The sequence below is a fragment of the Streptomyces sp. NBC_01237 genome (genome assembly GCF_035917275.1).
In the GTDB taxonomy this organism is placed as follows: domain Bacteria; phylum Actinomycetota; class Actinomycetes; order Streptomycetales; family Streptomycetaceae; genus Streptomyces.
The window spans coordinates 6,577,434-6,602,764 of the sequence record NZ_CP108508.1 but is presented as its reverse complement, the minus strand read 5'-3'; the positions used below and the strand labels follow the sequence as shown (position 1 = coordinate 6,602,764).

23 protein-coding genes are annotated in these 25,331 nt (G+C 71.3%); 10 read left to right on the top strand and 13 right to left on the bottom strand.

Translation table 11 applies throughout. The features are described 5' to 3' along the window. Positions 1 to 10: 10 nt before the first annotated feature. The 6 genes from rplS to OG251_RS29480 all read right to left on the bottom strand — a co-directional run bounded on the left by rplS (position 11) and on the right by OG251_RS29480 (position 3,486). Entirely contained in the window at positions 11 to 361 is a 351-nt protein-coding gene (rplS, locus tag OG251_RS29505; protein WP_326679946.1) for a 50S ribosomal protein L19, read from the bottom strand. A 129-nt stretch (positions 362 to 490) separates the two neighbouring features. Beyond that, positions 491 to 1,312 (bottom strand): tRNA (guanosine(37)-N1)-methyltransferase TrmD, encoded by an 822-nt coding sequence (trmD, locus tag OG251_RS29500; protein ID WP_326679945.1) that lies wholly within the window; start codon positions 1,310 to 1,312, stop codon positions 491 to 493. Next, the gene (rimM, locus tag OG251_RS29495) at positions 1,312 to 1,944 is read right to left on the bottom strand and encodes a ribosome maturation factor RimM (RefSeq protein ID WP_326679944.1); all 633 of its coding nucleotides are present in this window, start codon (positions 1,942 to 1,944) and stop codon (positions 1,312 to 1,314) included. Before rimM ends, trmD begins: the two co-directional genes overlap by 1 nt. 109 nt (positions 1,945 to 2,053) lie before the next feature. Further along, complete coding sequence (locus tag OG251_RS29490) at positions 2,054 to 2,293, bottom strand: RNA-binding protein (protein WP_073726853.1); 240 nt, start codon at positions 2,291 to 2,293, stop codon at positions 2,054 to 2,056. 2 nt (positions 2,294 to 2,295) lie between these two features. Next, positions 2,296 to 2,736, bottom strand: coding sequence for a 30S ribosomal protein S16 (gene rpsP / locus OG251_RS29485; RefSeq protein WP_073726855.1), 441 nt, complete (start codon positions 2,734 to 2,736; stop codon positions 2,296 to 2,298). A gap of 156 nt (positions 2,737 to 2,892) precedes the next feature. Continuing rightward, positions 2,893 to 3,486 carry a hypothetical protein gene (locus tag OG251_RS29480; protein WP_018509633.1) on the bottom strand — a complete coding sequence of 198 codons (594 nt, stop codon included), beginning with the start codon at positions 3,484 to 3,486 and terminating at the stop codon, positions 2,893 to 2,895. A 549-nt stretch (positions 3,487 to 4,035) separates the two neighbouring features. Between OG251_RS29480 and OG251_RS29475 the strand changes: the two genes are divergently transcribed. Next, the gene (locus tag OG251_RS29475) at positions 4,036 to 4,926 is read left to right on the top strand and encodes a class I SAM-dependent methyltransferase (RefSeq protein ID WP_326679943.1); all 891 of its coding nucleotides are present in this window, start codon (positions 4,036 to 4,038) and stop codon (positions 4,924 to 4,926) included. Between the two features lie 110 nt (positions 4,927 to 5,036). On the opposite strand, the gene ftsH is transcribed toward OG251_RS29475, so the two are convergent. Beyond that, complete coding sequence (gene ftsH, locus OG251_RS29470; RefSeq protein WP_326679942.1) at positions 5,037 to 6,971, bottom strand: ATP-dependent zinc metalloprotease FtsH; 1,935 nt, start codon at positions 6,969 to 6,971, stop codon at positions 5,037 to 5,039. A gap of 180 nt (positions 6,972 to 7,151) precedes the next feature. On the opposite strand from ftsH, the gene yhfZ reads away from it, so the two are divergent. From yhfZ to OG251_RS29430, 8 genes are all read left to right on the top strand, one after another. Further along, positions 7,152 to 8,090, top strand: coding sequence for a GntR family transcriptional regulator YhfZ (yhfZ, locus tag OG251_RS29465; RefSeq protein WP_326679941.1), 939 nt, complete (start codon positions 7,152 to 7,154; stop codon positions 8,088 to 8,090). Positions 8,091 to 8,192: 102 nt separating this feature from the next. After that, positions 8,193 to 8,579 carry a PRD domain-containing protein gene (locus tag OG251_RS29460; RefSeq protein ID WP_073726861.1) on the top strand — a complete coding sequence of 129 codons (387 nt, stop codon included), beginning with the start codon at positions 8,193 to 8,195 and terminating at the stop codon, positions 8,577 to 8,579. Positions 8,580 to 8,643: 64 nt separating this feature from the next. Further along, on the top strand, positions 8,644 to 9,000 hold the full coding sequence (locus OG251_RS29455; protein ID WP_326679940.1) for a DUF2620 domain-containing protein: 357 nt from the start codon (positions 8,644 to 8,646) through the stop codon (positions 8,998 to 9,000). 47 nt (positions 9,001 to 9,047) lie between these two features. Beyond that, positions 9,048 to 10,382, top strand: coding sequence for a YhfT family protein (locus OG251_RS29450; RefSeq protein WP_326679939.1), 1,335 nt, complete (start codon positions 9,048 to 9,050; stop codon positions 10,380 to 10,382). 138 nt (positions 10,383 to 10,520) lie between these two features. After that, positions 10,521 to 11,486 (top strand): phosphotriesterase family protein, encoded by a 966-nt coding sequence (locus tag OG251_RS29445; protein WP_326679938.1) that lies wholly within the window; start codon positions 10,521 to 10,523, stop codon positions 11,484 to 11,486. Between the two features lie 2 nt (positions 11,487 to 11,488). After that, positions 11,489 to 12,610, top strand: coding sequence for an aminotransferase class V-fold PLP-dependent enzyme (locus OG251_RS29440; protein ID WP_326679937.1), 1,122 nt, complete (start codon positions 11,489 to 11,491; stop codon positions 12,608 to 12,610). A gap of 2 nt (positions 12,611 to 12,612) precedes the next feature. Then, a complete protein-coding gene (locus OG251_RS29435; RefSeq protein WP_326679936.1) occupies positions 12,613 to 13,779 on the top strand; it encodes an alanine racemase in 1,167 nt (388 codons plus the stop codon). Positions 13,780 to 13,790: 11 nt separating this feature from the next. After that, on the top strand, positions 13,791 to 15,032 hold the full coding sequence (locus OG251_RS29430) for a phosphopentomutase (protein WP_326679935.1): 1,242 nt from the start codon (positions 13,791 to 13,793) through the stop codon (positions 15,030 to 15,032). A 108-nt stretch (positions 15,033 to 15,140) separates the two neighbouring features. On the opposite strand, the gene ffh is transcribed toward OG251_RS29430, so the two are convergent. The 5 genes from ffh to nsdA form a co-directional block, all read right to left on the bottom strand. Then, the gene (ffh, locus tag OG251_RS29425; protein WP_326679934.1) at positions 15,141 to 16,697 is read right to left on the bottom strand and encodes a signal recognition particle protein; all 1,557 of its coding nucleotides are present in this window, start codon (positions 16,695 to 16,697) and stop codon (positions 15,141 to 15,143) included. A 131-nt stretch (positions 16,698 to 16,828) separates the two neighbouring features. After that, the gene (locus OG251_RS29420; protein WP_326679933.1) at positions 16,829 to 19,279 is read right to left on the bottom strand and encodes a [protein-PII] uridylyltransferase; all 2,451 of its coding nucleotides are present in this window, start codon (positions 19,277 to 19,279) and stop codon (positions 16,829 to 16,831) included. A gap of 31 nt (positions 19,280 to 19,310) precedes the next feature. Further along, a complete protein-coding gene (locus tag OG251_RS29415) occupies positions 19,311 to 19,649 on the bottom strand; it encodes a P-II family nitrogen regulator (RefSeq protein ID WP_014048583.1) in 339 nt (112 codons plus the stop codon). Then, positions 19,646 to 20,998, bottom strand: coding sequence for an ammonium transporter (locus OG251_RS29410; RefSeq protein WP_326679932.1), 1,353 nt, complete (start codon positions 20,996 to 20,998; stop codon positions 19,646 to 19,648). Before OG251_RS29410 ends, OG251_RS29415 begins: the two co-directional genes overlap by 4 nt. A 346-nt stretch (positions 20,999 to 21,344) precedes the next feature. Continuing rightward, on the bottom strand, positions 21,345 to 22,820 hold the full coding sequence (gene nsdA, locus OG251_RS29405; RefSeq protein WP_326679931.1) for a transcriptional repressor NsdA: 1,476 nt from the start codon (positions 22,818 to 22,820) through the stop codon (positions 21,345 to 21,347). Between the two features lie 428 nt (positions 22,821 to 23,248). Here nsdA and OG251_RS29400 point away from each other — a divergent pair, with 428 nt between their 5' ends. Continuing rightward, positions 23,249 to 23,896, top strand: coding sequence for a bifunctional DNA primase/polymerase (locus OG251_RS29400; protein ID WP_326679930.1), 648 nt, complete (start codon positions 23,249 to 23,251; stop codon positions 23,894 to 23,896). Positions 23,897 to 24,025: 129 nt separating this feature from the next. Here OG251_RS29400 and ftsY read toward each other — a convergent pair whose 3' ends face one another. Further along, on the bottom strand, positions 24,026 to 25,240 hold the full coding sequence (ftsY, locus tag OG251_RS29395; RefSeq protein WP_326679929.1) for a signal recognition particle-docking protein FtsY: 1,215 nt from the start codon (positions 25,238 to 25,240) through the stop codon (positions 24,026 to 24,028). Positions 25,241 to 25,331 lie beyond the last annotated feature (91 nt).

The window sequence follows — 25,331 nt, the reverse complement described above, 5'->3', positions numbered from 1 at the left end:
GGGCGTCAGCTCAGTTGTCGCGCTTCTCCTTGATCTTCGCGGCCTTGCCGCGCAGGTCACGGAGGAAGTACAGCTTGGCGCGACGGACGTCACCGCGGGTGACGAGCTCGATCTTCTCGAAGATCGGGCTGTGCACCGGGAAGGTGCGCTCGACGCCGACGCTGAAGGAGACCTTGCGGACCGTGAAGGTCTCGCTGACGCCCGAGCCCTGGCGGCGGATGACAACACCCTTGAACTGCTGGATACGGGAGCGGTTGCCCTCGATCACGCGCACGTGGACGTTGACGGTGTCACCGGGGCGGAAGGACGGAACGTCCGTACGCAGGGAGGCGGCATTGACGCCATCGAGCAGGGAAGCCATTTTGTCTGCTTTCTTCGCCGATGCCACAGGTCATCGACGGGAGTTCGTGAGGAGTTCGGAGTGCTGATCGCGTCGGGCGGGCGTCGTTCCCCCTGTGGCAGGGGCGCACGCCGGACGTACAGCAGCTGCCTATTCTTCCACGGCCGGGGGCCTGCGCCAAAATCGGCCGCCGGGCTCCGGGGACCAGCCGAGGATGGAGAGGATCTCGCGGTCCTTCTTGTCGAAGCCGCTCGCCTCGCAGCGCTCGATGAGGTCGGGCCGGTTGAGCGCGGTACGGGCGAATGCCTGGTCCCGCCGCCAGCGCGCGATCCTGCCGTGATGTCCGCTCAGCAGGACGTCCGGAATGCCCCGGCCGCGCCACTCGGGCGGCTTGGTGTAGACGGGACCCTCCAGCAGATCGGCCATGGCGCCCGGGGCGAAGGAGTCGTCGCGGTGCGATTCGGCGTTGCCGAGCACCCCCGGCAGCAGCCGGGCCACGGCTTCCGTGATGACCAGAACGGCGGCCTCCCCGCCGGCCAGCACGTAGTCGCCGATGGACACCTCGATGACGGGTATCCGTGTGGCGTATTCGTCCATCACCCGGCGGTCGATGCCCTCGTAGCGGGCAGGGGTGAAGATCAGCCAGGGCCGCTCGGAGAGCTCGACGGCCAGTTCCTGGGTGAACGGCCGTCCGCTGGGCGTGGGCACCACGAGCACCGGTGCGTGCGCGCCCGCCTCGTAGCCGTCCGCCAGCGCCTCGTCCAGGGCCTCGCCCCACGGCTCGGTCTTCATGACCATGCCGGGACCGCCGCCGTACGGGGTGTCGTCCACCGTGTTGTGCCGGTCGTACGTCCAGTCCCGCAGGTCATGGACCTGTACGTCGAGCCGGCCACGGGCGCGGGCCTTGCCGACCAGCGATACGTTCAGCGGTTCCAGGTACTCCGGGAAGATCGTGACGACATCGAGCCGCATTACGCGTCACCCTTCGGCTCCGGGCCCGCACTGCCCGCCTCACCGGCGTCCGCCGGCCCGCCGGGGCCGTCCGCCACGTCCGCACCGTCCGCCTCGTCGCGCGAGGAGGCCACCACCGCCTCGCTCTCGTCGATGAGGCCCGGCGGCGGGGAGATGACCGCGCGCTGCTCCTCCAGGTCGATCTCGGTGACGATCTCCTCCACGAACGGGATCATCACCTCGCTGCCGTCCGGGCGCTCCACGATGAACAGGTCCTGCGAGGGCAGGTGGGTGATCTCGGTGATCCGGCCGATCTCGGTGCCGTCGGCGAGGACGACATCGAGGTCCATCAGCTGGTGGTCGTAGAACTCCTCGGGGTCCTCCGGGAGTTCCGCCGGATCCACTTCGGCGATCAGGAGAGTGTTGCGCAGGGCCTCGGCCCCCGTACGGTCCCGTACGCCCTCGAAGCGCAGCAGCAGCCTGCCGCTGTGCACCCGGCCGGTCTCGATCGTCAGCGGCCCCGTCGTGGCCGGGTCGGTGGCCAGGACGGCCCCGGGCCCGAGCCGCAGCTCCGGCTCGTCCGTTCGTACCTCGACGGTGACCTCGCCCTTGATGCCATGGGCGCGGCCGATCCGCGCAACTACCAACTGCACGCTGCTTCTCCGATTGATGGTGTACGGACGTACGAGTAGAGGGTGACGGACGACAAAGGCCGGGGACGGCTCGAAAGCCCTCCCCGGCCCTGGCCGGTGTTCAACTCTTTCAGTGAACCTGGTCCACATCGACGAGGTCGACACGGATACCACGACCACCGATGGCGCCCACGACGGTACGCAGAGCGCGAGCGGTGCGGCCGTTGCGGCCGATCACCTTGCCGAGGTCATCGGGGTGGACCCGAACCTCCAGCACGCGCCCACGGCGCAGGGTGCGCGAGGCCACCTGCACTTCGTCGGGGTTGTCGACGATGCCCTTCACGAGGTGCTCGAGAGCCTCCTCGAGCATGCTCAGGCCTCGGTCGACTCGGTGGACGCAGCAGCGTCAGCCGCCTCGTCCGCCTTCTTGTCGGACTTCTTGGCCTTCTGAGTGATGGCCTCACCCTTGGCCTCGTCGCCGTCCGAGGACAGCGCCTCGAAGAGGGCGCGCTTGTCAGCCTTGGGCTCCGGCTGCAGCAGCGGCGCGGGGGCCGGGAGGCCCTTGTGCGCCTGCCAGTCACCGGTGAGCTTCAGGATCGCGAGAACCGGCTCGGTCGGCTGGGCGCCGACGGACAGCCAGTACTGCGCACGCTCCGAGTTGACCTCGATGCGCGAGGGGTTCTGCACCGGGTGGTACAGGCCGATCTCCTCGATGGCCCTGCCGTCACGGCGGGTACGGGAGTCGGCGACGACGATGCGGTAGTGAGGCGAACGGATCTTGCCCAGACGCTTCAGCTTGATCTTGACTGCCACGGAAGTGGTGTCTCCTGGTCTTGACGTGGTTGGGCACAACGAAGATGCCACGTGGGGTTGCGGTACTCGGGTGCCCGACGGACGCGTCAGCCGGAGGAGAGAGGGGTCCTATGCGGCTGTCGAGTACAGCTAGCCATTGTGCCACACCCCGTCGGCTCACCCCACCGCGACCGCCGCTTCCGGGATCTGGAACGGCTTGCCGCAGCCACCGCAGACGATCGGCGCCTGCGCGAGGACCGACGGCACGACGCGGACGTTGCGCCCGCAGTCGCAGACGGCCTTGACCCGCACGCCGCCTCCGGAGGAGCCGTGCCGGGCGGCCGGGCCGCGGAAGGAGCGCTTGGTGTCGGCGGCGGTGGCCACCGTGTGCGCCTTGAGGGCGCGCTGCAGCCGTTCGGTGGTCGGGCGGTACCGGCGCTTGGCCTCCGGATTCAGCGTGACCAGCGAGAATCCGCTGCTGGGGTGGGGCTCCTCGGCATGATCGAGGCCCAGCTCCTCGGCGATCGCGAGGAAACGTCGGTTGTGGTAACGGCCGGCGCGGGAGGTGTCTCGGACACCTCTCGCGGCGGCGATGCCGTGGACTGCCTCATGGAGCAGTCGCTCGAAGGAGAGCTCGGCGCCACAGGCGGACGAGGACTCTCCGATCAGGGACTCGGGCGCGGCAAGATCGGGCAGCTCGGGGTGGTACCGCTGAATGTCGGCCCACGCCTGTGCCAGCTCTGCGGCAAGTACAGGTGGTGTCGTGCTCACGTCGTGACAACGAGCCTGAGTGCCCCGGTGTTCCTATTCCGGGGCATCCCAAATAATTTGCACGTACCAGTCAGTTGCCGTTGATGCGTCCGGACGAGGGCGGGTGCGCAGATCTGCGGAGAAGGCTCACAGCTCGCACCAAGGTGGTACGTAGCACCGGCTACGCCCCGGCGTGCGCGCGGGGTGCGGGGCACCGACCTCGCGAGCGAGGTTACCCGGCGCACCACCACCCGTTGCGCCGGGCCGCGTGCCGGGCGTCCACCCGGGCGTCCGCGGCGGGTTTCACCGTACGGAGTCCGGGTCCGGAGCCCTCGACGTGCTGTGCCCGGCGTGTCGGGTAAGACTGAGAGCGAAGAGCGGGAAGCAGCACGGTGCCGCGCGCGGGGGCGCACGACCGGGCACACGAGCATCGCCATTGAACCCCTTCAACCCCTGGACGGGACCGCGGATGCGCAGTTCTCTGACATACGGGGGAACCGCGGGCGTACGCACACGGGGGACTGTCACTCTCGGGCACGACCGACCTCTCGGCGGATTGGGGCGCATTCCATGACACCAACGCTCGTCCGGCACCACCGGTACACGGATTCGTACACGGATTCGTCCGCGGATGCGTCCGCCCCGGCCGATGCCGGCATCCGTGCCCGTGACTGGGCCGAGATCCAGGAGCGGATGCTGGCACCGCTGTACGAAGCGGTGTACGACCGGCTCGAGGTCGGGACCGCCACACGGATGCTCTCCCTCGGCTGCGGCTCCGGGCTCGCCCTGCTGATCGCCGCTTCCCGCGGGGCGCGTGTCACCGGCGTCGACACCGACCGGGAACGGCTCGCGCTGGCCCGTGAGCGGCTGTTGCCCGATCCGGGGCCCGGCGCTCCGTCCGGCCGGCCCGGCCCCGAGCGGGCGCGGCTGGTCATCGGCGGCCCCTCGGCGGCCGGTGAGGCCGAGGGGCCGTACAACCTGCTCACCTCGTTCGACCCGATCGGGTGCGCGGCCGGTGACTCCGAGGGGCTCACCCCCGCGCTGGAATCCGCCGTACCGCTGGCCGCCCGGGGCGCCACCGTGGTCCTGACCGGCTGGGGTCCGCCCGAGAGGTGTGCCACCGCGGCGGTGCTGCGGGTGGCGGCCCGGCTGGCCGGTCCGTCGCGCGCTCCGCGTTCCGGCGGCTGGCGGGCGGCCCGGCGCGACGACCTGGAGGACGTGGCTTCGCGGGCCGGGCTGAGACCGGACGGCTCGGGGCGGGTGTCATGCCCGTTCGGGTACGCGGACCTGGACAGCGCGGTGCGCGGGCTGCTGTCCACCGGACTCTTCGACGCGGCGCTCCGGGCGACGGACCGTACCCGGGTGGAGGACGAGGTCACGGAGGCGCTGCACCCGTATCGGCGGCCGGACGGCACGGTGTGGATGCCGAACGTGTTCCGCTACCTGGTGTGCGTGGCCTGACCCCCGGCGCACCCGACCGCACAGCGAACCCCGGCGCAGTGCACCGGCGTGGTCCGTGTGCACCGGCGTGGTCCGTGTGCACCGGCGTGGTCCGTTGCTCGCCGTGTTCGTCAGGAGGAGGAGTCTCCGCCGGGCTTGGCCGGCCGGGTCACGCCGGCCGCCCGGTAGGCCGCCGTTTCGTCCAGGGTCTCGTTCGCGAGCAGCGCCTCGGCCAGTGAGTCGAGCTTGTCCCGGTTCTCGCGCAGCAGGCCGCAGGCCTCCTCGTAGCACTCGTCGACGATGCGGCGCATCTCGGCGTCGACGGTGTCGAGGGTGGCGGGCGCCGCGGAGAGGCCGTAGGCCTGCTGGGCGTCGGCGGGGATGGCGGTGAGGCGGCCGATCCTGTCGCTCATGCCCCACCGTCCGACCATGCCGCGGGCCAGGCCGGTGACCTGTTCCAGGTCGCTCTCCGCGCCGGTGGTGACCACGTCGTACACGATCCGTTCCGCCGCCATGCCGCCCAGAGCACCGATGATCCGGCCGCGCAGATACTCCTCGGTGTACGCGTACTTGTCGGCGTCCGGGGTCGAGAGGGTGACGCCGAGGGCGCGCCCGCGCGGCACGATGGTGATCTTGCGGACCGGGTCGGCGCCGGGCTGGAGCATGCCGAGCAGGGCGTGGCCGCTCTCGTGGTACGCGGTACGGCGGCGCTCCTCGGCGGGCATGACGAGCGGGCGTTCCGCCCCGAGCTGGACCTTCTCCAGGGCGTCGGAGAAGTCGGACTGACCGACCTGCGACTGTTTGCGCTTGACGGCGAGCAGGGCGGCCTCGTTGGCCAGGTTGGCGAGGTCGGCGCCGGTCATGCCGGGGGTCGTCCGGGCGACCTGGGCGAGGTCGACGTCCTCGGCGAGCGGGATGCTCCGGGTGTGGATCCGCAGGATCGCTTCCCGGCCGTCCCTGTCCGGCGGGCTGACCTGGACGATCCGGTCGAAGCGGCCGGGCCGGGTGAGGGCGGGGTCCAGGACGTCGGCGCGGTTGGTGGCGGCGAGGACGACGACGCCCTCGGAGCCGGAGAAGCCGTCCATCTCGGTGAGGATCTGGTTGAGGGTCTGTTCGCGTTCGTCGTGGCCGCCCATGCCGGAGCCGCCGCCGCGGGCCCGGCCGATGGTGTCGATCTCATCGATGAAGACGATGGCGGGGGCGACCTTGCGGGCCTCGGCGAAGAGCTCCCGTACCCGGCCGGCTCCCACCCCGACGATCATCTCGATGAATTCGGAGGCCGAGGCGGAGAAGAACGGCACCCCCGCCTCACCGGCCACGGCGCGGGCCAGCAGGGTCTTGCCGGTGCCGGGCGGGCCCGCGAGCAGGACACCGCCGGGCATCCGGGCGCCCATCTTCGCGTACTCCTGCGGGTTCTTGAGGAAGTCGACGACGTCGTTCAGTTCGCCCTCGACCTCGTCGATTCCGGCCACGTCCTCGAAGGTGGTGCGCTTGCTCCCTTCGAGCTCGACCGGCTTGGGCGGGGGCTTGCGCCCGAGACCGGCCATCCCGCCGCCGGGACCGCCGCGCATCCGCCGGGCGATGAACACCCACAGCAGGACGAGCAGCAGCATCGGGGCGAGCGAGATCAGCAGGTTGGCCAGGAAGCTGCGCTGCTGGACGACCGGCTCGGCGGTCACGGTGACATCGTCCTTGGTCAGTTCGGCCCAGAGGTGGTCGTCGGCGAAGGCGGGCCGCTGGGTGGTGAACTTGCTGTACTTGTCGTCCCCGCCGGGGAGCTTGGCCTCCTTCTTCAGCTGCCCCTGGATGGCATCGCCCTTGGAGTAGATCTTCGAGACGTTGCCCGCGGTGACCTGCTTGCTGAACTCGGTGTACGCGATGGTCGGCTCGTCGTCGCCGTTGAAGAGGGACAGCACCAGGTTGGCGATCAGATAGACGGCCAGGGCCGTGAGCAGCAGTCCGCCCCAGCCGCCCGGCATCTTGCGGCCGGGGGGCGGGGGCGGGGGCGCGCCTTCGGAGCGCCATGGCTGGTCCGTTCGATCGCGCGGAGGTACGGGGTTGGTCACGCGTGCTCCTCTGCCGACGGCCACTGTTGGCGACATTAGGGGAGAAACAGCACCAAAGCCTCTGGAGGGGCGGCCCGGAGGGCCCAGGAGGGGGACGCGCGGGCGGGCCTGCCCCCGGCGCCTCACATCACCGGGGTGAACTCCTTGCCAATATCCAGAATCCTGTTTACTGTTCTTTTCGTGAACGTTTTCGATGACCGCTTCCTCACACGGAACGGCCTCGCCGCCCGGCAGCTCGCGGTCCTGCTGCTCAACCACGAGCCGGACACCCGGCTGCCCCGGGTGCGCGACTTCGCCGAGGAGCTGGGCTGCGGAAACGGCACGGTCCAGGCCGCGCTGCAGCTCCTGGAGGAATCCGGGGCCATCGAGACGACCGCCCGGGGCCACCTCGGCACCTTCCTCGTCCGCTCGGACCGCTCCATACTCTGGCGGCTCTCCGGCCTCGGCACCCTGCTCGCCGCGATGCCCCTGCCGTACTCCCGTCGGTACGAGGGCCTGGCGACCGGGCTGCGCAGCGCCTTCGAGGAGGCCGGCGCCCCGTTCGCGATCACGTTCATGCGAGGCGCCGGAGCCCGTACCGCCGCGCTGCTCGAAGGGAAGGTCGACCTTGTCGTCCTGTCACGCTTCGCGGCCGACCAGCTGATCTCCGAGCACCCGGTGGAGCTGGTCGCCGATCTGGGACCGGCCACCTACGTCGGCGCGCACGGCATGCTCGTACGCCACGGCGTCGACCTCGACGCCCCCGGCCTGCGGGTCGCGGTCGACCACGCGTCGGAGGATCTGCGGATGCTCGTCGAGCGGGTCTTCGCCGGGCGCGAGGACGTCCGGTGGCGGGAGGCCTCGTACATGCAGCTGCGCGACCTCTTCGCCCGCGACGAGGTCGACGCCACCGTCTGGAACCTGGACGAGGCGCAGGACCGGGTCGGATTCGGCGTCGATGTGCTCCCGCTGGGCGACGAGGTCACCCGCGAGCTGGCGCTGCGCAACTCCAGCGCGGCCATCATCGGCCGGACCGACGGGGCGAAGGCCCTGGCGGCCGTCCGGGACTCGCTCGACCTCTCCCTGATCACCTCACTCCAGAACGAGGTACTGAGGGGCGAGCGCGTGCCCTCGTACTGACTCCGGTCCGGCGGGGCGAGTGACCAAGGTCCGAACGGTACGGGACCTTTGTCACCTTCAAAATACAGAATCCTGGTTATTGTTGATTTTAGGAGGATCACCATGGACGACCAGCTCGCACTGCGGATCCAGCTCTTCCGTGACGGTGGACAGGTCCGGCCCGAAGTGGCCGACTTCGTCACTGCCGAGCTGGCCGCCCTCGAAGCCGACGGCCGCACGGTCACCGAAGCGACCGCGGGCATGCTCACCAGCCATCTGATGATGGCACTCACCCGGCTCCTGGACGGCGAGCCCATCGAGCAGTTCCTCACCGACGACCAGGTCGCCGCCGAACTGGCCGGACATCCCGACGCCGTCGCCCGCGCCCGCGCCGTCTCCGCGCGCGCCCGGCGGGAACTCGGCGCGGCACTCCCCGAGTCCGAGGTCAATTTCCTCGGCATGCACCTCGCGGTCCTGGCCCAGCAGTCCCCCGCCACACCCGCTTCCTGACCACCGCACCCCCGCAGCCGGGTTCACCTCGGCCGAACCACCTCACGAAGGAAGAAGGACAGCCATGACGAAGATCCTCACCGGCGGCGTCGGCAAGATCGAGGTCACCGACACCATCAGGAAGCTGGCCATCGAGGGCATCGACGTCGTCGCCTCCAGCGACATGGACGCCGCGATGAAGCTCCGGGTGGGACAGGCCGACTACTACCTCGGCACCTGCCACACCGGCGCCGGCGCCTCACTCGGCGTGCTCGTGGGTCTGATGGGCGCCGCCGCCTGCCACACCTTCGGCCGCAGCGTCCCCACCGAGGACGAGGTCACCGCCCTGCTCGCCGACGGCAAGAAGGTCTTCGGCTTCTCGATGGACCAGATCGACACCATCGCCCCCCTCATGGCGCGCGCCATCGCCGCCCGCGGCTGACCCCCAGCCACATTTCTTGATCATCCCGGGCACGAAGGAGTGACCCAGTGAGTACCACACTCGCAGCCGGTGCCGGCCTCGATTTCACGCTGGCACAGCAGCTGACCGTGATAGCCCTCTGTGCGCTCACCGCGTACATCTCGCACATGGCGCTGGCCGTCTTCAACGACGGCGTACGACCGTTCCTCCTGGACTTCATCCAGGGGCGCACCACCCGCAGCGCCACGACGGCGGTCTCTTTCGGTCTCTCGGCCGGGTTCATCTTCGGGCTCGGCGCACCGATGGCCCTCTCCACCGGTGTGCTGAACCCGTGGCTCCTCTTCCTGCCCACCGACATCCTCGGCATGCTGTCGCCGAAGAAGTGGCTCGCGCCGATCCTCGGCGGTGCCTGGGGCGCGGTGGTCGTCTTCGGGCTGAACGGCGCCAACAACGTGGCGCACGACCTGCCGGTCGACTTCATCACCGCGATGCAGCAGATGTCGACGCCGATCCTCTTCCTCTTCACGCTCTTCCCGGTGCTGGCCATCACCAAGCAGTTCGGCCGCAAGTGGGGCGGCATCGCCGGTGTCCTCGAATTCGCCCTGGTCGTCATGACCATGAAGCTCTGGCCGAACATGTTCGCCGGAGCACTGGCGATGGCCGTCGGCGTGCTGATGCTGATCGGGCTCGCCGTCGCCAAGGACCTGAAGCAGCGCAAGGCCGACAAGGCCGCGGGCGTCACCGAGCCCGTCCTCGACGACGACCCGATGGCCTCGCTCTTCAGCGCCAGCGCCGCCCGGCTGCGCAAGTACCTCCCCCTGTTCATGGTGCTGGGGGCCGGAGTCTGTGTGCTCGCGCAGATGCACATATTCGGCGGCGGCGAGGCAACCAGCTTCCTGATCGCCAAGGGGCAGTACGCCGAAGCCGCCCAGGTCGACTTCTACCGGGTCTTCGGGTTCATCCCGCTGATCGCGACGACCGCCCTCGCCTCCGGCGCGTACGGCATCGCCGGCTTCACCCTCGTGTACCCCATCGGCTACCTGATGCCGAACCCGTTCGTCGCCGCCATCGTCGGCGCGCTGGTCTTCGCCCTCGAAGTACTGGCCCTCTCCTACATCGGCAAGCTCCTCGGCAAGCTGCCCAGCGTCCGCGACTCCTCGGAGCACCTGCGCAGCGCGATCAGCGACACCCTCCAGCTGGCGATCCTCTTCGGTTCGCTGATGGCGGCCAACGCGATGGGCGGCGGGCTCGGCATCCTCGTCGTCGGCGGGCTCTACCTGCTGAACGAGGCGATGGGCCGGCCGATCGTCCGGATGGCCGCGGCACCGGCCGCGGTGATCGTCGGCGGCATCCTCCTCAACCTCCTGTACTGGCTCGACCTGTTCACACCGATCAAGGGCTAGGCCGTGTCCGCGGAGTTCCGCCCCGCCCGCGACCGCCCGGCTCCGTACGCCCGGCCCGCGAGCGTACGGCGGAACTCCGCGGACACCCCCCGGGCCCCCGGATCAGGTACGCGCCACCGCCAGGAAGGACCCCCCACGATGAACAGCACCGCCTCGCACCCCGCCCCCCTTCTCCGTACCGTCGTCGGAGAGATCACCCCCGATTCCGTACGCGGCCCCGTCCTCGCCCACGAGCATCTGGTCCTGGACCTGGACCACAAGGGCGACGGCGCCGCCGTCCTCGCCCCGGACCGGCACGCCGCCGCCGTCACCGCCGAGCTGGCCGCACTCCGCGAGGAGTTCGGGCTGTCCCTGGTCATCGAGCTGACCTGCCGCGGCATGGGCCGCGACGTGGAGACGCTGGCCCGGATCGCCCGGGACGCCCAGGTCGCCGTCGTCGCCGCGACCGGCTGGTACTACGAGCCGTTCCACACCCCCGAGATCGACGACAGCAGCGTCGAACAGCTCACCGGCACCCTCGTCCGCGAGATCCACGGCGGCATCGGCGCCACCGGGGTGCGCCCCGGAGTCCTCGGCGAGATCGGCAGCCACGGCGACACTCCGACGGCGCCCGAGACCAAGGTGCTGCGCGCCAGTGCGCGGGCCGCCGTCACCACCGGGCTCTCCGTCGCCACCCATGCCCAGCTCGGCCGCGGAGGACTGGCCCAGCTGGACCTGCTCACCGCCGAGGGCCTGCCCCCGCAGCGGATCTCGATCGGTCACCAGGACCTGCTCGACGACCCTGCCGTGCACCGGGAACTGGCGGCGAGCGGTGCGTACGTCGCCTTCGACACGGTCGGCAAGGACAGCTACCAGAGCGACGGCACCCGGCTGCGGCTGCTGCTCGCCCTGCTGGAGGCCGGCCACGCCGACCGGGTACTACTCAGCTGCGACATCTCCCGCCACGGCTATCTGACCACCGAGGGCGGCCAGGGGTACGGGCACCTCTTCCACAGCTTCCTTCCCCAGGCACGCGCGGCCGGTGTGGACGAGGACCTGATCGACCTGATGACCCGCCGCAATCCGCTGCGCTTCCTCACGGGCGCGAGCGTGGAGGAGATCTGACCATGAGCCCCGCCCCCGCACTCCCCGAGACCTTCCCGCTGCCCACGGTGGAGCTCGCCGATGCCGTCGCCCGGCAGTTCCGGCTCATCGAGGCCACCGCCCGGCACTTCGAGGGACCTCAGCTCTTCGCGTCCGATGCCGGGGTCGTCCCCGGTCTCGGCCGCCCCCGGACCACCGCCCGCGTCGAAGCCGTGCTGGCCGACTTCTTCGGCGCCGAGGACGCCGCGTTCGTCCAGGGCGCGGGCACCGGCGCGATCCGGGCCGCCCTGAACGCCGCCGTACGGGCGGGCGATCCGCTGCTGATCCACCGGGCGCCGGTCTACCGCACCACCGAGGTCACACTGCGCGGCATCGGCGTGGAGACCGTCGAGGCCGACTTCAACGACCCGGACGCGCTGCGCGAGGCGCTGGAGTCCGGCCGCTTCCGGTGGGCGTACGTCCAGCACACCCGGCAGCGGCTCGCCGACTCCTACGATCCCGGCGCGGTCCTGGCGGCCTGCCGGGCGGCGGGTGTCCGCACCCTGGTCGACGACAACTACGCCGTCCTGCGCACCCCGGCCGCCGGGGTGGAACTGGGCGCCGACGCCTCCTGCTTCTCCCTGTTCAAGCTGCACGGCCCGGAGGGCGTCGGCATCGTCGTCGGCGCCGGCGACCTGGTGGAGCGCATCCGCCACGACAACTACTCCGGCGGCGGCCAGGTCCAGGGCCACCAGGCGCTCGACGCCCTGCGCGCGCTCACCCACGTACCGGTGATGTGGGCCGTGCAGTCCCGGGTCGGCGCCGAGGTCGCCGAGCGGCTGGCGTCGGGCGAGGTGCCCGGTGTCGCCGAGGTACGGCTCGCCAACGCCCAGGACCGGTGCCTGCTGGTCCGCCTCGACCGGCCGGTCGCGAAGGAACTGCCCGCGGTCGCCGCCCGCTTCGGCGCGGCCCCCTACCCGGTCGGCTCCAACTCGCGCTACGAGATCGCCCCGCTCTTCTACCGGATGTCCAGCTCCGCCCTGGACGACTCCCCCGAGCTGGCCGACTGGACCGTACGCATCAACCCGATGCGGGCGGGCGCGGACCTCGTCGTCGAGATCCTGCGCCGCTCGCTGGACGCCCTGAACGACCAGAAGGACGACTGACCGTGTTTCTCGACACCCTGCTCACCCGCAACCCCGGGCTCGTCGAGGCCGCGACCGCGCTCCACCGCGACGGCGAGATCCCGCCCGACACCTATGTGATGGACCTCGACGCCATCGAGGCCAACGCCGCGCTCCTGGCAGCCGAGGCCGAACGGCTGGGAATCTCGCTCTGGTTCGTCGTCAAGCAGCTCGGCCGCAACCCGGAGCTGATCCGGGCCATCGCCCGGCACATCCCCAAGTACGCCGCGATCGACCCGCCCGAGGCCCGCACCCTGCACGCGGCGGGCGCCCGCGCGGGCAACCTCGGCCATCTGGTCCAGATTCCCCGCCGCGCGCTGCCCGAGATGCTGGCCTGGCGCCCCGAGACCGTCACCGTCTACGACCTGGCCAACGCCCGCGCGGTCTCCGAGGCGGCGACGGAACTGGGCTTCGTCCAGGACGTCCTCATCCGTCTCGAAGGCGTCGAGGGCACCGTCTACCCCGGACAGGAGGGCGGCGTCCCGCTCGCCCGTCTCGACGCGTTCGCCGAGGCCGCCGAGCGGCTGCCCGGCATCCGGCTCGCGGGCGTCACCGCCTTCCCGTGCGTCCTGTGCGACCCGGCGACCGGAGCCCCGTACGCCACGCCCAATTTCGCGATGGCGCTCAAGGCCCGTGAGGTGCTCGCCGCGCGCGGTCACGAGGGCCTGCTGCTGAGCGCCCCCAGCGCCACCTCGATGGCCTCGCTCCCGCTGCTCGCCGGTCTCGGCGCCACCCACGGCGAACCGGGCCATGCCCTCACCGGCACCACCCCGCTGCACGCACTCGACCCGGACCAGCCCGAGACGCCCGCCTATGTGTACGTCAGCGAGGTCGCCCACACCCTCGACGACGGCCGCCCGGCGCTCTTCGGCGGCGGGTTCTACGCCCGCTCCCACATCAAGAGCGCACTGCTGCCACGCACCGGCGCGCGCCTGGGCGTACAGGACGCGCCCGCCGAGAACATCGACTACTACCGGCTGCTCGACGCGCCCGCCGCCGGAGCGGACGTCCGGATCGGCGACACCGCGCTGCTCGCCTTCCGTACCCAGATCTTCGTCACCCGCTCGACCGTCGCCGTCGTCTCCGGAATCTCTTCCGGTGCCCCTCGCCGGGTCGGTCTGTACGACGCCCAGGGCCGGGCCCTGAGCTGAGGAGGCACCCCATGGCCAAGACCGTCATCGTCGTCATCGACGGATTCGGCGTCGGCGCCATGCCCGACGCGGGCACGCTGCGCCCCGGCGATCTCACCGCCGACACCTGCGGACATGTCCTGGACCACTGCCGCGAAGCCTTTGGCCGTCCGCTGCGGCTGCCGGTACTGGGCTCGCTGGGACTCGGTCTCGTCCACCCGCACCCCGACCTCGCCCGCCGTACACATCTGCCGGTCGCCGCGGGCCGGGCCGCCCTCGGCTATCCGGGCGCCGACACCTTCGCCGGCCACCAGACGATGATGGGCGCCGACTTCAGCCATGTCACCGTGGCCCGGCTCGCGGACCACATCGGCGAGGTGACCGCCGCCCTCGAAGCGGCCGGACACCGGGTCGAGCCGCTGGAGGGCAGACCGCTCCTGGTCGTCGACGGGGCGGTCCTGGTCCACGACAACCTGGAGGCCGATCCGGGGATCAACTGGAACGCCTCCGGCCGGCTGGACGACCTGCCGTTCGACGGACCGGGCGGCATCCTCGCCATCGCCCGAACGGTACGCACCGTCGCACCGGTGGCCCGGGTCATCGCGGTCGGCGGCCACGCGGACGGCCCGCTGGCACGGTTCGTCCGTGCCGGGGAGGCGGGCACGGTCGGCCTCGACACCCCCGCCACCGGCTTCTACCGCAACGGCGGCCTCGAAGTGCAGCACCTGGGCGCGGAGCTCGACCACACCCGCCAGCTCCCCGATCTGGCCGCCCGCGCGGGCATTCCCGTCACCCTGGTGGGGAAGGCCGCCGACATCCTGGCCTGCGACGCGGCGACGCGGCACCCCGCGGTGGCGACCGCGGACGTGCTCACGTACACCCTCGAAGCGGTACGCGCCCCCGGCGACGCCCTCGTGGTCGCCAACGTCCAGGAGACCGACCTGGCGGGCCACCAGCAGGACACCGAGCGGTACGGGCACCTCCTGGAGCAGGTCGACGCGGGCCTGGCCGCACTCGTCGCCCTGCTCGACAGCCCCGGCGACCGGCTCATCGTCACCGGCGACCACGGCAACGACCCGACGATCGGGCACGCCCTGCACACCCGTGAGTACGTCCCCGTCCTCATCCACCGGCCCGGCGCGGGCACGGTGGAACTGCTGCCGGACGCGGGGAGCCTGGCGGACGTCGGCGCCACCGCCGCCGTATCACTGTCGCTGGACCCGGCGGGGCTGGCCAACGGCCGGGCGCTGAAGCCGGGACGGCATGCGGCGTAGAGGCCGGGACGGCACGCGGCGCGGAAGCCGTCGGCCGCGGAGCATGTGCGCGAACGCGTAAGGGGCGCCCACTCAGGTGGGCGCCCCTTACGCATGGTCCGTGGGCGGTCAGCCCATGAACTTCTTGAACTCGTCCGGCAGGGCGAAGTCCTCGGCGGGCTTGCCGTCCTGACCGGGCAGACCGAACGCGCCGCCCTGCGCCGCCTGCTCGCGACGGGCCGCCTCGGCCTGCTCCTCGGCCTTGCGCTTCATCGGGTTACCGCTCTTGCGCTTGCCCTTGGCCTGCTTGACCTGCTTCTTCTGCCGGCCGGGGCCACCACCCATGCCGGGCATCCCCGGCATCCCGGGCATGCCGCCGCCCTGGGCCATCTTCGACATCATCTTGCGGGCCTCGAAGAAGCGCTCCACCAGGTTCTTCACGGCGGAGACCTCGACACCCGAACCCTTGGCGATACGGGCCCGGCGCGAGCCGTTGATGATCGTCGGCTCGGCGCGCTCCTTCGGGGTCATCGACTTGATGATCGCGGCGGTGCGGTCCACGTCGCGCTCGTCGATGTTGTTGATCTGGTCCTTGATCTGCCCCATTCCGGGCAGCATCCCGAGCAGCTTGGAGATGGAGCCCATCTTCCTGACCTGCTCCATCTGCGCCAGGAAGTCGTCGAGCGTGAAGTCCTTGCCCTTGCTCGACGCCAGCTTGGAGGCCATTTTGGCGGCCTCTTCCTGGCTGAAGGTCTTCTCCGCCTGCTCGATCAGGGTGAGCAGGTCACCCATGTCGAGGATGCGGGAGGCCATCCGGTCCGGGTGGAAGGCGTCGAAGTCTTCGAGCTTCTCGCCGTTCGACGCGAACATGATCTGCTTGCCCGTGACATGGGCGATCGACAGGGCCGCACCACCGCGGGCGTCACCGTCGAGCTTGGAGAGCACCACGCCGTCGAAGCCGACGCCGTCGCGGAAGGCCTCCGCGGTGTTGACCGCGTCCTGGCCGATCATCGCGTCGACGACGAAGAGGATCTCGTCCGGGCTGACGGCGTCGCGGATGTCCGCGGCCTGCCGCATCAGCTCCTGGTCGATACCGAGGCGGCCCGCGGTGTCGACGACGACCACGTCGTACTGCTTGGACCGGGCGAACTCGATCGAGTCCTTGGCGACCTGGACCGGGTCACCGACCCCGTTGCCCGGCTCCGGGGCGTACACCGCGACACCGGCACGGTCGGCGACGACGCTGAGCTGGTTGACGGCGTTGGGACGCTGGAGGTCACAGGCGACCAGCAGCGGGGAGTGGCCCTGGCCCTTGAGCCAGAGGCCGAGCTTTCCGGCGAGGGTGGTCTTACCGGCACCCTGGAGACCCGCGAGCATGATCACGGTGGGTGCGGTCTTGGCGAACCGCAGGCGCCGGGTCTCGCCACCGAGGATGCCGACGAGCTCCTCGTTGACGATCTTGATCATCTGCTGGGCGGGGTTCAGCGCCTGGGAGACCTCGACGCCGCGCGCCCGCTCCTTGACGTTGGCGATGAAGGCGCGCACGACCGGCAGGGCGACATCGGCTTCGAGGAGCGCGATACGGATCTCGCGGGCCGTGGCGTCGATGTCCGCCTCGGACAAGCGGCCCTTGCCCCTGAGGTTCTTGAAAGTCGCGCTAAGGCGGTCGGAGAGAGTATCGAACACGGCGCTCGTCGGTCCTCAGGGTCGGGGGCGGGGCAGGTCAGTCGCACTCCAGGGTATCCGGCCACCGGAGAACGCAAAGCCCTCGCCCGGTTCTGGTACCGGACGAGGGCCGATCGGCGTGATCGCGCGGGTCAGCCGAGAGCCTTCTCGACCTCCTTGGCCACCTCCGCCGCCCGCACCTCGGGCAGCGGTTCGCCGTCCGTGCCGGTGACGTAGAAGGCGTCCACCGCGTTGGCGCCGAGCGTCGAGACATGGGCGCTGCGCACCCGTACCGCGCTCTGCTCCAGGGCCCGGCCGATCCGGTGCAGCAGGCCCGGTGCGTCCTGGGCGCGGACCTCGATCACCGTGGCCAGACGTGAGCCCGCGGCCGCGACCGTCACCCGGGGCGGCGGGGCCTTCACCCCCCGGCGGCGCGGGTAGGCGGCCTCCCGTTCGGCGAGGCGGGCCCGGATGTCCAGCGATCCCTCCAGGGCGCGTACGAGGTCGGCGCGCAGCCGGGCCGCCTGTGGGAGGGACCCGTACTCGGCCGCGACCCGCCAGCTGAGCAGCAGCAGGTCCGCGGAGTCGCCCACCTCGGTGGGGAGTTCCACGGCGCGCAGTTCGGCGGCGCGGACGGTGAGGCGGTGCAGGGCCAGGACACCGGCCGCCGCGGGCAGGACGCCGGGGCGGTCGGGCAGGGCGATGAGGAGTTCCACGCCGACGGGTTCCGGTTCCCCGTCGTCGGCGGGCGGCCCCGGCTGGGTGTGCAGGGACAGGACGGGTTCGCCGGTACGCAGGGCCTCGATGGCGAGGCGTTCCTGTTCGGCACCGGGCGCGGCGGGTTCCGGTTCCTGGGGGGCCTCCCCCGCGAGGACGGCGGCGACGCGTTTGACGAGGTCGGCGACGAGCGAGGCGCGCCAGGAGCTCCAGGCGGCGGGGCCGGTGGCGAGGGCGTCGGCCTCGGTGAGGGCGTGCAGCAGTTCCAGCGTGGAGGCGCTGCCGACGGCGGTGGCGACGGAGCGGACGGTGGCGGGGTCGTCGAGATCGCGGCGGGTGGCCGTCTCCACGAGCAGCAGATGGTGGCGTACGAGGGTGGCGACGATGCCCACGTCGTGCTTGTCGAAGCCGATGCGGGCGGCCATGTCCCGGGCGATGACCTCGCCCGCGGCGGAGTGGTCCCCGGGCCAGCCCTTGCCGATGTCGTGGAGCAGGGCGGCGATCAGGAGCAGGTCGGGGCGGTGGACGCGGCGGGTGAGGGAGGCGGCCCTGACGGCGGTCTCGACGAGGTGGCGGTCGACGGTCCAGGTGTGGACGGGGTTGCGCTGGGGGCGGCAGTGGACCCGCTCCCAGTCGGGCAGCAGCCGGGTGATGATCCCCTCGGACTCCAGGGCTTCCCAGACGCCGACGGTGGATTCGCCCGCCCCGAGGAGAGTGACGAGTTCCTCGCGGGCCTCGGCGGGCCACGGGACGGGCAGCGGCCGGGCGGCGGCGGCCAGATGGCGGACGAGGTGGCGGGAGAGCGGCAGCCCGGATTCGGCGGCCGCGGCGGCGGCCCGGAGGGTCAGGACGGGGTCCTTCTCGGGGCGGGCGGCGCGGGCGAGGACGACCTCGCCGTCCGCCTCCACGACCCCGTCGGCGAGCGGGGTGCGCTCGGGCACGGCCTTGCCGCCGCCCAGCATGGCGCGGAGCCTCGGGCGTACCGAGCGGGCGCGCAGGACGCGGTTGACCTCGCGCCAGGTGACGTCGGTGGCGTACGAGACGGTGCGCGCGGCCTCGTACACCTGGCGCAGCAGGACGTCGGCGTCGAGCAGCCCGAGGGCCTCGGCGACCTGGTCCTGCTCCTGGAGGGCGAGGCGGTCGGTGGCGCGGCCGGTGGTGAGGTGGAGGGCGTCGCGGGCGTCGAGGAGGGTGCGGCGGGCCTCGGCGAGCCCTTCGCGGGGGGCGTCGGCGACCCAGGAGGCGGCGACGGCGCGCAGGGCGGTGGCGTCGCGGAGGCCGCCGCGGGCCTCCTTGAGGTCGGGTTCCAGGAGGAACTGGAGCTCGCCCATGCGTTCGGCGCGTTCCCGGCAGAGTTCGTCGAGGGCGGGGAGGCGTCTGGGCGCCTGGTTGCGCCAGTCGGCGAGGATCGCGGTGCGCAGGCCGGCGACGAGGCCGAGGTCTCCGGCGACGGCGCGGGCGTCCAGCAGGCCGAGCTGGACCTTGAGGTCCTCGCCCGCGGTCCTGCGGGCTTCGCCGGGGGTGCGGACGGAGTGGTCGAGGGACAGGCCGAGGTCCCAGACGGGGTACCAGATGCGGTCGGCGAGGGCGGCGAGGGCTCCGGCGTCGGCGCTGCCGTCGTGCAGGAGCAGCAGATCGAGGTCGCTGCGCGGGGACAGCTCGCCGCGGCCGTAGCCGCCGACGGCGACGAGGGCGGCTCCGCGGACTCCGGCGTGCTCGGCGGCTGCGGTGAACAGGCCGGTCAGCCAGTCGTCGGTGAGGCGGGCGAGGGCGGCACGGCGCGGCGGCCCGGACTGCGCCTTCTCCTGGAGGAGGCGCAGCCGGGCCGCCGCGTAGCCGCTGGGTCCCGAGTCTTCGGATTCGGTGGTCGTTTCGGTGCTCGTCACCCAGCTGCCTTTCAGTTGGCGGGGCCGTCGGTCAGAGGGCGTCCGGACCGCGTTCACCGGTCCGTACGCGAATGGCGGTCTCGACCGGCACGCTCCAGACCTTGCCGTCCCCGATCTTGCCGGTCCTGGCGGCCTTCACCACCACGTCGATGAGCTGTTCGGCGTCCTCGTCCTCGACCAGGACCTCGATGCGGATCTTCGGGACGAGGTCGACGGTGTACTCGGCGCCCCGGTAGACCTCGGTGTGTCCGCGCTGACGCCCGTATCCGCTGGCCTCCGTGACGGTGAGGCCCTGGACGCCGAAGGCCTGGAGGGCCTCCTTGATCTCGTCCAGCCGGTGTGGCTTCACGACTGCGGTGATGAGCTTCATGCGTCCACCTTCTTTGCCTTCGGTGCTGCCGTCGTGTCGTGCGCCGGGGACACGGTGCGGGGGGCCGTGCCGCCGCCGGCGCCGCTGAAGTCGTATGCCGTCTCGGCGTGCTCGACCTGGTCGATGCCGGAGATCTCGTCGTCCTCGGGGACCCGCATCCCGATGGTCCTGTCGAGCAGGAGGGCGAGGAGGGCGGAGACGACCAGAGAGTACGCGAGGACGGCGAAGACCCCGACGGCCTGCTTGCCGAGCTGGTCGAGGCCGCCGCCGTAGAAGAGGCCCGCCGCGTCGGACTGGACGCCGCCGGTGGCGAAGAGGCCGACGAGCAGGGAGCCGGCGACGCCGCCGACGAGGTGGACACCGACGACGTCCAGGGAGTCGTCGTAGCCGAAGCGGTACTTCAGTCCGACGGCCATGGCGCACAGGACACCGGCGATGGCACCGACGGCGATGGCACCGAGCGGGCTGACCGATCCGCCGGCCGGGGTGATGGCGACGAGTCCGGCGACAGCACCGGAGGCGGCGCCCAGCGTGGTGAAGGAGCCGTGGCGCAGCTTCTCGTAGCCGAGCCAGGCGAGCATCGCGGCGGCGGTGGCGACCTGGGTGTTGACGAACATGACCGCGCCGACGCCGTCGTCGTTGCCGAGCCAGGAGCCCGCGTTGAATCCGAACCAGCCGAACCACAGGAGACCGGCGCCGAGCATGACGAGCGGCAGGCTGTGCGGCCGCATCGGGTCCTTCTTGAAGCCGACACGCTTGCCGATGACGAGGATCACTCCGAGGGCCGCGGCGCCCGCGTTGATGTGGACGGCCGTGCCACCGGCGAAGTCGATGACGCCCAGCTCGAAGAGCCAGCCGCCCGCGCCCCACACCCAGTGGGCGACCGGGAAGTAGACGATGGTGACCCAGAGGGTGATGAAGATCGCCCAGGCGGTGAACTTGACGCGGTCGGCGAGGGCGCCGCTGATGAGGGCCGGGGTGAGGACGGCGAACATCAGCTGGAAGACGGCGAATACGTAGACCGGGATGGTGTAGCCGTCCCAGAGCTCGGTGACGCCGATTCCGCTCAGGCCGACGTAGTCCGCGCTCCAGCCGATGACCGAGCCGGTGTCGGTGCCGAAGGCGAGGCTGAATCCGTAGAGCACCCACAGGATCGTGACGATCCCGAGGCTGATGAAGCTCATCATCAGCATGTTGAGGGTGCTCTTGACGCGGACCATGCCTCCGTAGAAGAAGGCGAGGGCCGGGGTCATGAGCATCACCAGGGCCGAGCAGATGAGCATGAACCCGGTGTTGGCGGCAGACAGCTCTGGGGCGTCTGCGGCAAGCGTCGTGATGCCTGGGGGCATCGGCGTCTCCTCGTCGTCGGTGCGGCCGCGTGCGGGGGAAAGCTGCGGGACCACTGGGGAAAAGGTGCGGGCCGGTTATGCGCCATGAGATTGGCGGAGCGCCGTTTCCACGAATGCCGCACGATGTTTCACACCAGTGACGAAGAGGGTTCGCGTGTTACGTCCGAATGAACCGCAGGTGGCGTATCCGGTGCCCTGGCTACCATGCGGTCCACGCCGCATACGGCGCGGTTGGGGCCGCCGCACACGGGAACCGGCCACGGCGGCCCTCCGTGTGACCTGGCGATGGGGGAGCCCGGTCGGGGTGTACGGAAGGGGCGCCGCGGCCGGTGGCGGGCGGGCCGGGTCAGACCGCTTCGGCGGTCTCCGGCAGCTGTTCGGTGAGCCGGTCGGTGAGCCGGGCGACATCGGCGACATCGCCGAAGTCCCTGGCGGCGGTGTCGACGGTCTTGCGGAGCCGGGTGTTCACCCGCTCGGAACGGACCTTCTTGGCGATCTTCAGCGCCTGCGCGGCCAGCACCGTGGACTGCTCGGGCTCGCGCTTGAGCAGATGGACGGTGGCCATCCCGATCAGATTGAGCGCGTACGAGCGCTGGTGCTCGTCGTCCTCGCCGAACAGCTCGACGGCCTTCTCCATGACGGGTTCGGCGAGCGAGGCGTAGGTGGGGCTGCGGCCGGCGACATAGGCCAGGTCGCGGTAGGAGTGGGCGTTCTCGCCGTTGAGTTCGGCCTCGGAGAAGAAGCGGATCCAGTCGGGTTCGCTCTCGCCGTCGAGTCCGGCGTCCAGGAAGGTGTCCTCGGCCATGCGGACGGCCCGTTTGCATTTGCTGGGCTGGCCCATGTTGGCGTAGGCACGGGCCTCCATCGCATACAGCATGGCCTGGGTCCGCGCGGTGGCGCAGTCGCGGCTGCCGTACTGGGCGAGATGGATGAGTTCCAGGGCGTCGTCGGGACGTCCGAGGTGGATCATCTGGCGGCTCATGCTGGACAGGACGTAGCTGCCGAGCGGTTTGTCACCGGCCTCCTTGGAGGCGTGCAGCGCGAGGACGAAGTACTTCTGCGCGGTGGGCTGGAGGCCGACGTCGTAACTCATCCAGCCCGCCAGTTCGGCCAGTTCGGCCGCGCACCGGAAGAGCCGCTTCGCGGTGGCCGTGGGCTGCGGTTCCTGCAACAGGTCGGTGACCTCGTGGAGTTGGCCGACGACGGCTTTGCGGCGCAGTCCGCCGCCGCACTGCGCGTCCCACTGCCGGAACATCGCCGTGGTGGACTCCAGCAGATCCAGCTCGGGCTGGGAGAGCCGGGAGGGGCGCCGGGCGGCGGCGGGCGATTCCGGTTCGGCCCGGCCGGCCCCGGACACCGGCACCAGCCAGCGCTGCATGGGTTCGATGAGGGCGGGGCCCGCGGCGAGGGCCAGCGAGGAGCCGAGGAATCCGCGCCGGGCGAGCATCAGGTCGCTGCGGGAGAACTCGCTGAGCAGGGCGACGGTCTGCGGGCCGGCCCAGGGCAGGTCGACACCGGCCACCGAGGGTGACTGGTGCGCGGTGCGCAGCCCGAGGTCCTCGACGGCGACGACGGCGCCGAAGCGCTCCGAGAAGAGCTCGGAGAGGATGCGGGGGATCGGCTCGCGGGGCTGTTCACCGTCGAGCCAGCGGCGCACCCGGGAGGTGTCGGTGCTGATGTGCAGGGCACCCATCTGCCGCGCCCGGCGGTTCACCTGCCGTGCCAGCTCGCCCTTGGACCAGCCGCTGCGCACGAACCACGAGCCCAATTGCTCATTGGGGCGCTTCCCGGCATTCGTCTCGCCTGCGCCGCTGCCACTCACTGGAACGCCCCCATCCCGCCGGAAATCTCATCGCGCGAACCACTATCAGAATGCCGTGCATCGGTGCTGTCCGTACGGAGGTTGCACACCATCGAACAAGGAATCGGGTTGCCTCCGGCATACCCGTGGGTGCACATACTTCCAGGGTTCGTGTACCGACGGTAATCCTACGATCACCCCTCTCGCGAGGGCTCTTACGGAAACGCCACCATTCGCCACCCCTTCGAATGAACCCGACTGCCGCCGGGCGCGCTTGACTTGACAGGCGACGATCAGCGACAGGCGGATTGGAGCACATAGGGGGCGCGTATTCCGTGCCATTCACCTCTTGTGCACACCCGCGCGCCGCCCGATCGAGAACGGCAACGGAGGGTTGAGCGAAGGCTCCGGGTCGTAACCACCGATGAGTCGGACCCGTTGGAGGGGGTATGGGCTTCACGATCGGCGGCATCCGGGAGATGCGATCCGGCTCGCGGCGTCGCGGCCGTACGGCCGAGGGCACCGCGGTGGCCGAGTACACAGGACTCTGGGGCTGGGCCGTGGTGCCCGGGGCGCGGGCCGGCGCCGGCGTCTGCTCGTGCGGCGACCCGGTGTGCGCCGCTCCCGGCGCCCATCCACTGGACTTCGCCCGCGAGGTCCCGGCCGGGGCGACGCTCGACATCGCCGCGCACGCCTGGGCCGAGGTGCCCGGCGCCTCGATGCTGCTGCCGGTGGGCCGCACGTTCGACGTCCTGGAGGTCGCGGAACCGGCCGGCCGCCGCGCCCTGGTGCGGCTGGAGCGGATGGGCCTGCCCCTGGGGCCGGTGGCCGTGACCCCGACCGGCCGGGCCCAGTTCCTCGTCGCCCCCGGAGCCGCCGCCGAACTCCCCCGGCTGCTCTACCGGATGGGCTGGGACGACGCGGGTCTGGATCTGCGGGCGCTGGGGCCGGGGTCGCACATCACGGCACCGCCGTCCGATCTCGGCGGTCTCGGGCCGGTCCGCTGGCTGCGACCGCCGGCACTGGACACCACGGCCGCTCCCCCGCAGGCGCGTCTGCTGCTGGGCACGCTGGCCTACAGCTGCCACCGCTCGTAGTCGGGCACCCGCCCCCCGCCCCCGGCCGCACGTCCCCGGCCGGGACCGCGCCGGCCCCTCATGGACGCACACACACGAACGGGCGGCGGCCTCACAGAGAGGTCCGCCGCCCGTTGTCCGTACGGTGGGTCAGTCGCCGATCAGCGCGTCGACGAAGGCTCCCGGCTCGAACGGGGCCAGGTCGTCCGGTCCCTCACCGAGACCGATCAGCTTCACCGGCACGCCCAGCTCGCGCTGGACGGCGATGACGATGCCGCCCTTGGCGGTGCCGTCGAGCTTGGTGAGGACGATGCCGGTGATGTCGACGACCTCGGCGAACACCCGGGCCTGGACGAGACCGTTCTGCCCGGTGGTGGCGTCCAGGACGAGCAGGATCTCGTCGAGCGGCCCGTGCTTCTCCACGACCCGCTTGACCTTGCCGAGCTCGTCCATGAGGCCGGTCTTGGTGTGCAGGCGGCCCGCGGTGTCGATGAGGACGACATCCGCACCCTCGGCGATACCTTCCTTCACCGCGTCGAAGGCGATCGACGCCGGGTCGCCGCCCTCCGGCCCGCGGACCGTGCGGGCGCCGACGCGCTCGCCCCAGGTCTGGAGCTGGTCGGCCGCGGCCGCCCGGAAGGTGTCGGCCGCGCCGAGCACGACGCTGCGGCCGTCGGCGACGAGCACCCGGGCCAGCTTGCCGGTCGTGGTGGTCTTGCCGGTGCCGTTGACGCCGACGACCATGACGACGCCGGGGGTCTCGGCGCCGCCCTCCGTCCTGACCTCGCGGTCGAGGTCGGGGCCGAGCAGGGTGATCAGCTCCTCGCGGAGCAGGTTGCGCAGTTCCTCGGGGGTACGGGTGCCGAGCACCCGGACGCGCTCGCGCAGCCGCTCGACCAGTTCCTGGGTGGGGGCGACGCCGACGTCGGCGGTGAGGAGGGTCTCCTCGATCTCCTCCCAGGTGTCCTCGTCGAGGTTGTCCCGGGACAGGAGCGTGAGCAGCCCCTTGCCGAGGGAGTTCTGCGAGCGGGCGAGCCGGGCGCGGAGCCGGACGAGCCGGCCCGCGGTGGGCTCGGGGACCTCCAGCACGGGGGCGGCGGGCGCCTCCGGCTCGGCGACGGCCGGGGCTTCCCCGGCGGGAGCCTCGGTGTCCGGGAGACCGACCTCCTCGACGGTGCGCCGCGCTTCGTCGCGCGGCGTCTCGGCCTCGTCGCCGACATGGGGCTCGGCGGGAGGAGTGATGGTCGGCGTGCTCGACGGTGCCGAGGGCGGCAGCTGCTTCTTCTTGCGGCTGCTGACCACGAGCCCGCTGATCAGGCCGACCGCGACCAGGGCGATGACTACAGCAAGGATGACGATTTCCATAACCCGTCCAGTATCGGCCACGGCCGCACCGGGGCGCGGCCGTGACGGACACCTCGAAGGCCACACATGGACTTATGCACCTTTTGGGGGT

Excerpts from the sequence above, each read along its gene's own strand:
- OG251_RS29400 (WP_326679930.1), top strand. The coding sequence starts at position 23,249 with ATGGGCTTCACGATCGGCGGCATCCGGGAGATGCGATCCGGCTCGCGG.
- OG251_RS29410 (WP_326679932.1), bottom strand. The coding sequence starts at position 20,998 with ATGCCCCCAGGCATCACGACGCTTGCCGCAGACGCCCCAGAGCTGTCT.
- OG251_RS29415 (WP_014048583.1), bottom strand. The coding sequence starts at position 19,649 with ATGAAGCTCATCACCGCAGTCGTGAAGCCACACCGGCTGGACGAGATC.
- OG251_RS29475 (WP_326679943.1), top strand. The coding sequence starts at position 4,036 with ATGACACCAACGCTCGTCCGGCACCACCGGTACACGGATTCGTACACG.
- OG251_RS29440 (WP_326679937.1), top strand. The coding sequence starts at position 11,489 with ATGAGCCCCGCCCCCGCACTCCCCGAGACCTTCCCGCTGCCCACGGTG.
- OG251_RS29430 (WP_326679935.1), top strand. The coding sequence starts at position 13,791 with ATGGCCAAGACCGTCATCGTCGTCATCGACGGATTCGGCGTCGGCGCC.
- OG251_RS29445 (WP_326679938.1), top strand. The coding sequence starts at position 10,521 with ATGAACAGCACCGCCTCGCACCCCGCCCCCCTTCTCCGTACCGTCGTC.
- OG251_RS29455 (WP_326679940.1), top strand. The coding sequence starts at position 8,644 with ATGACGAAGATCCTCACCGGCGGCGTCGGCAAGATCGAGGTCACCGAC.
- ftsY (WP_326679929.1), bottom strand. The coding sequence starts at position 25,240 with ATGGAAATCGTCATCCTTGCTGTAGTCATCGCCCTGGTCGCGGTCGGC.
- trmD (WP_326679945.1), bottom strand. The coding sequence starts at position 1,312 with ATGCGGCTCGATGTCGTCACGATCTTCCCGGAGTACCTGGAACCGCTG.
- rplS (WP_326679946.1), bottom strand. The coding sequence starts at position 361 with ATGGCTTCCCTGCTCGATGGCGTCAATGCCGCCTCCCTGCGTACGGAC.
- OG251_RS29490 (WP_073726853.1), bottom strand. The coding sequence starts at position 2,293 with ATGCTCGAGGAGGCTCTCGAGCACCTCGTGAAGGGCATCGTCGACAAC.
- OG251_RS29460 (WP_073726861.1), top strand. The coding sequence starts at position 8,193 with ATGGACGACCAGCTCGCACTGCGGATCCAGCTCTTCCGTGACGGTGGA.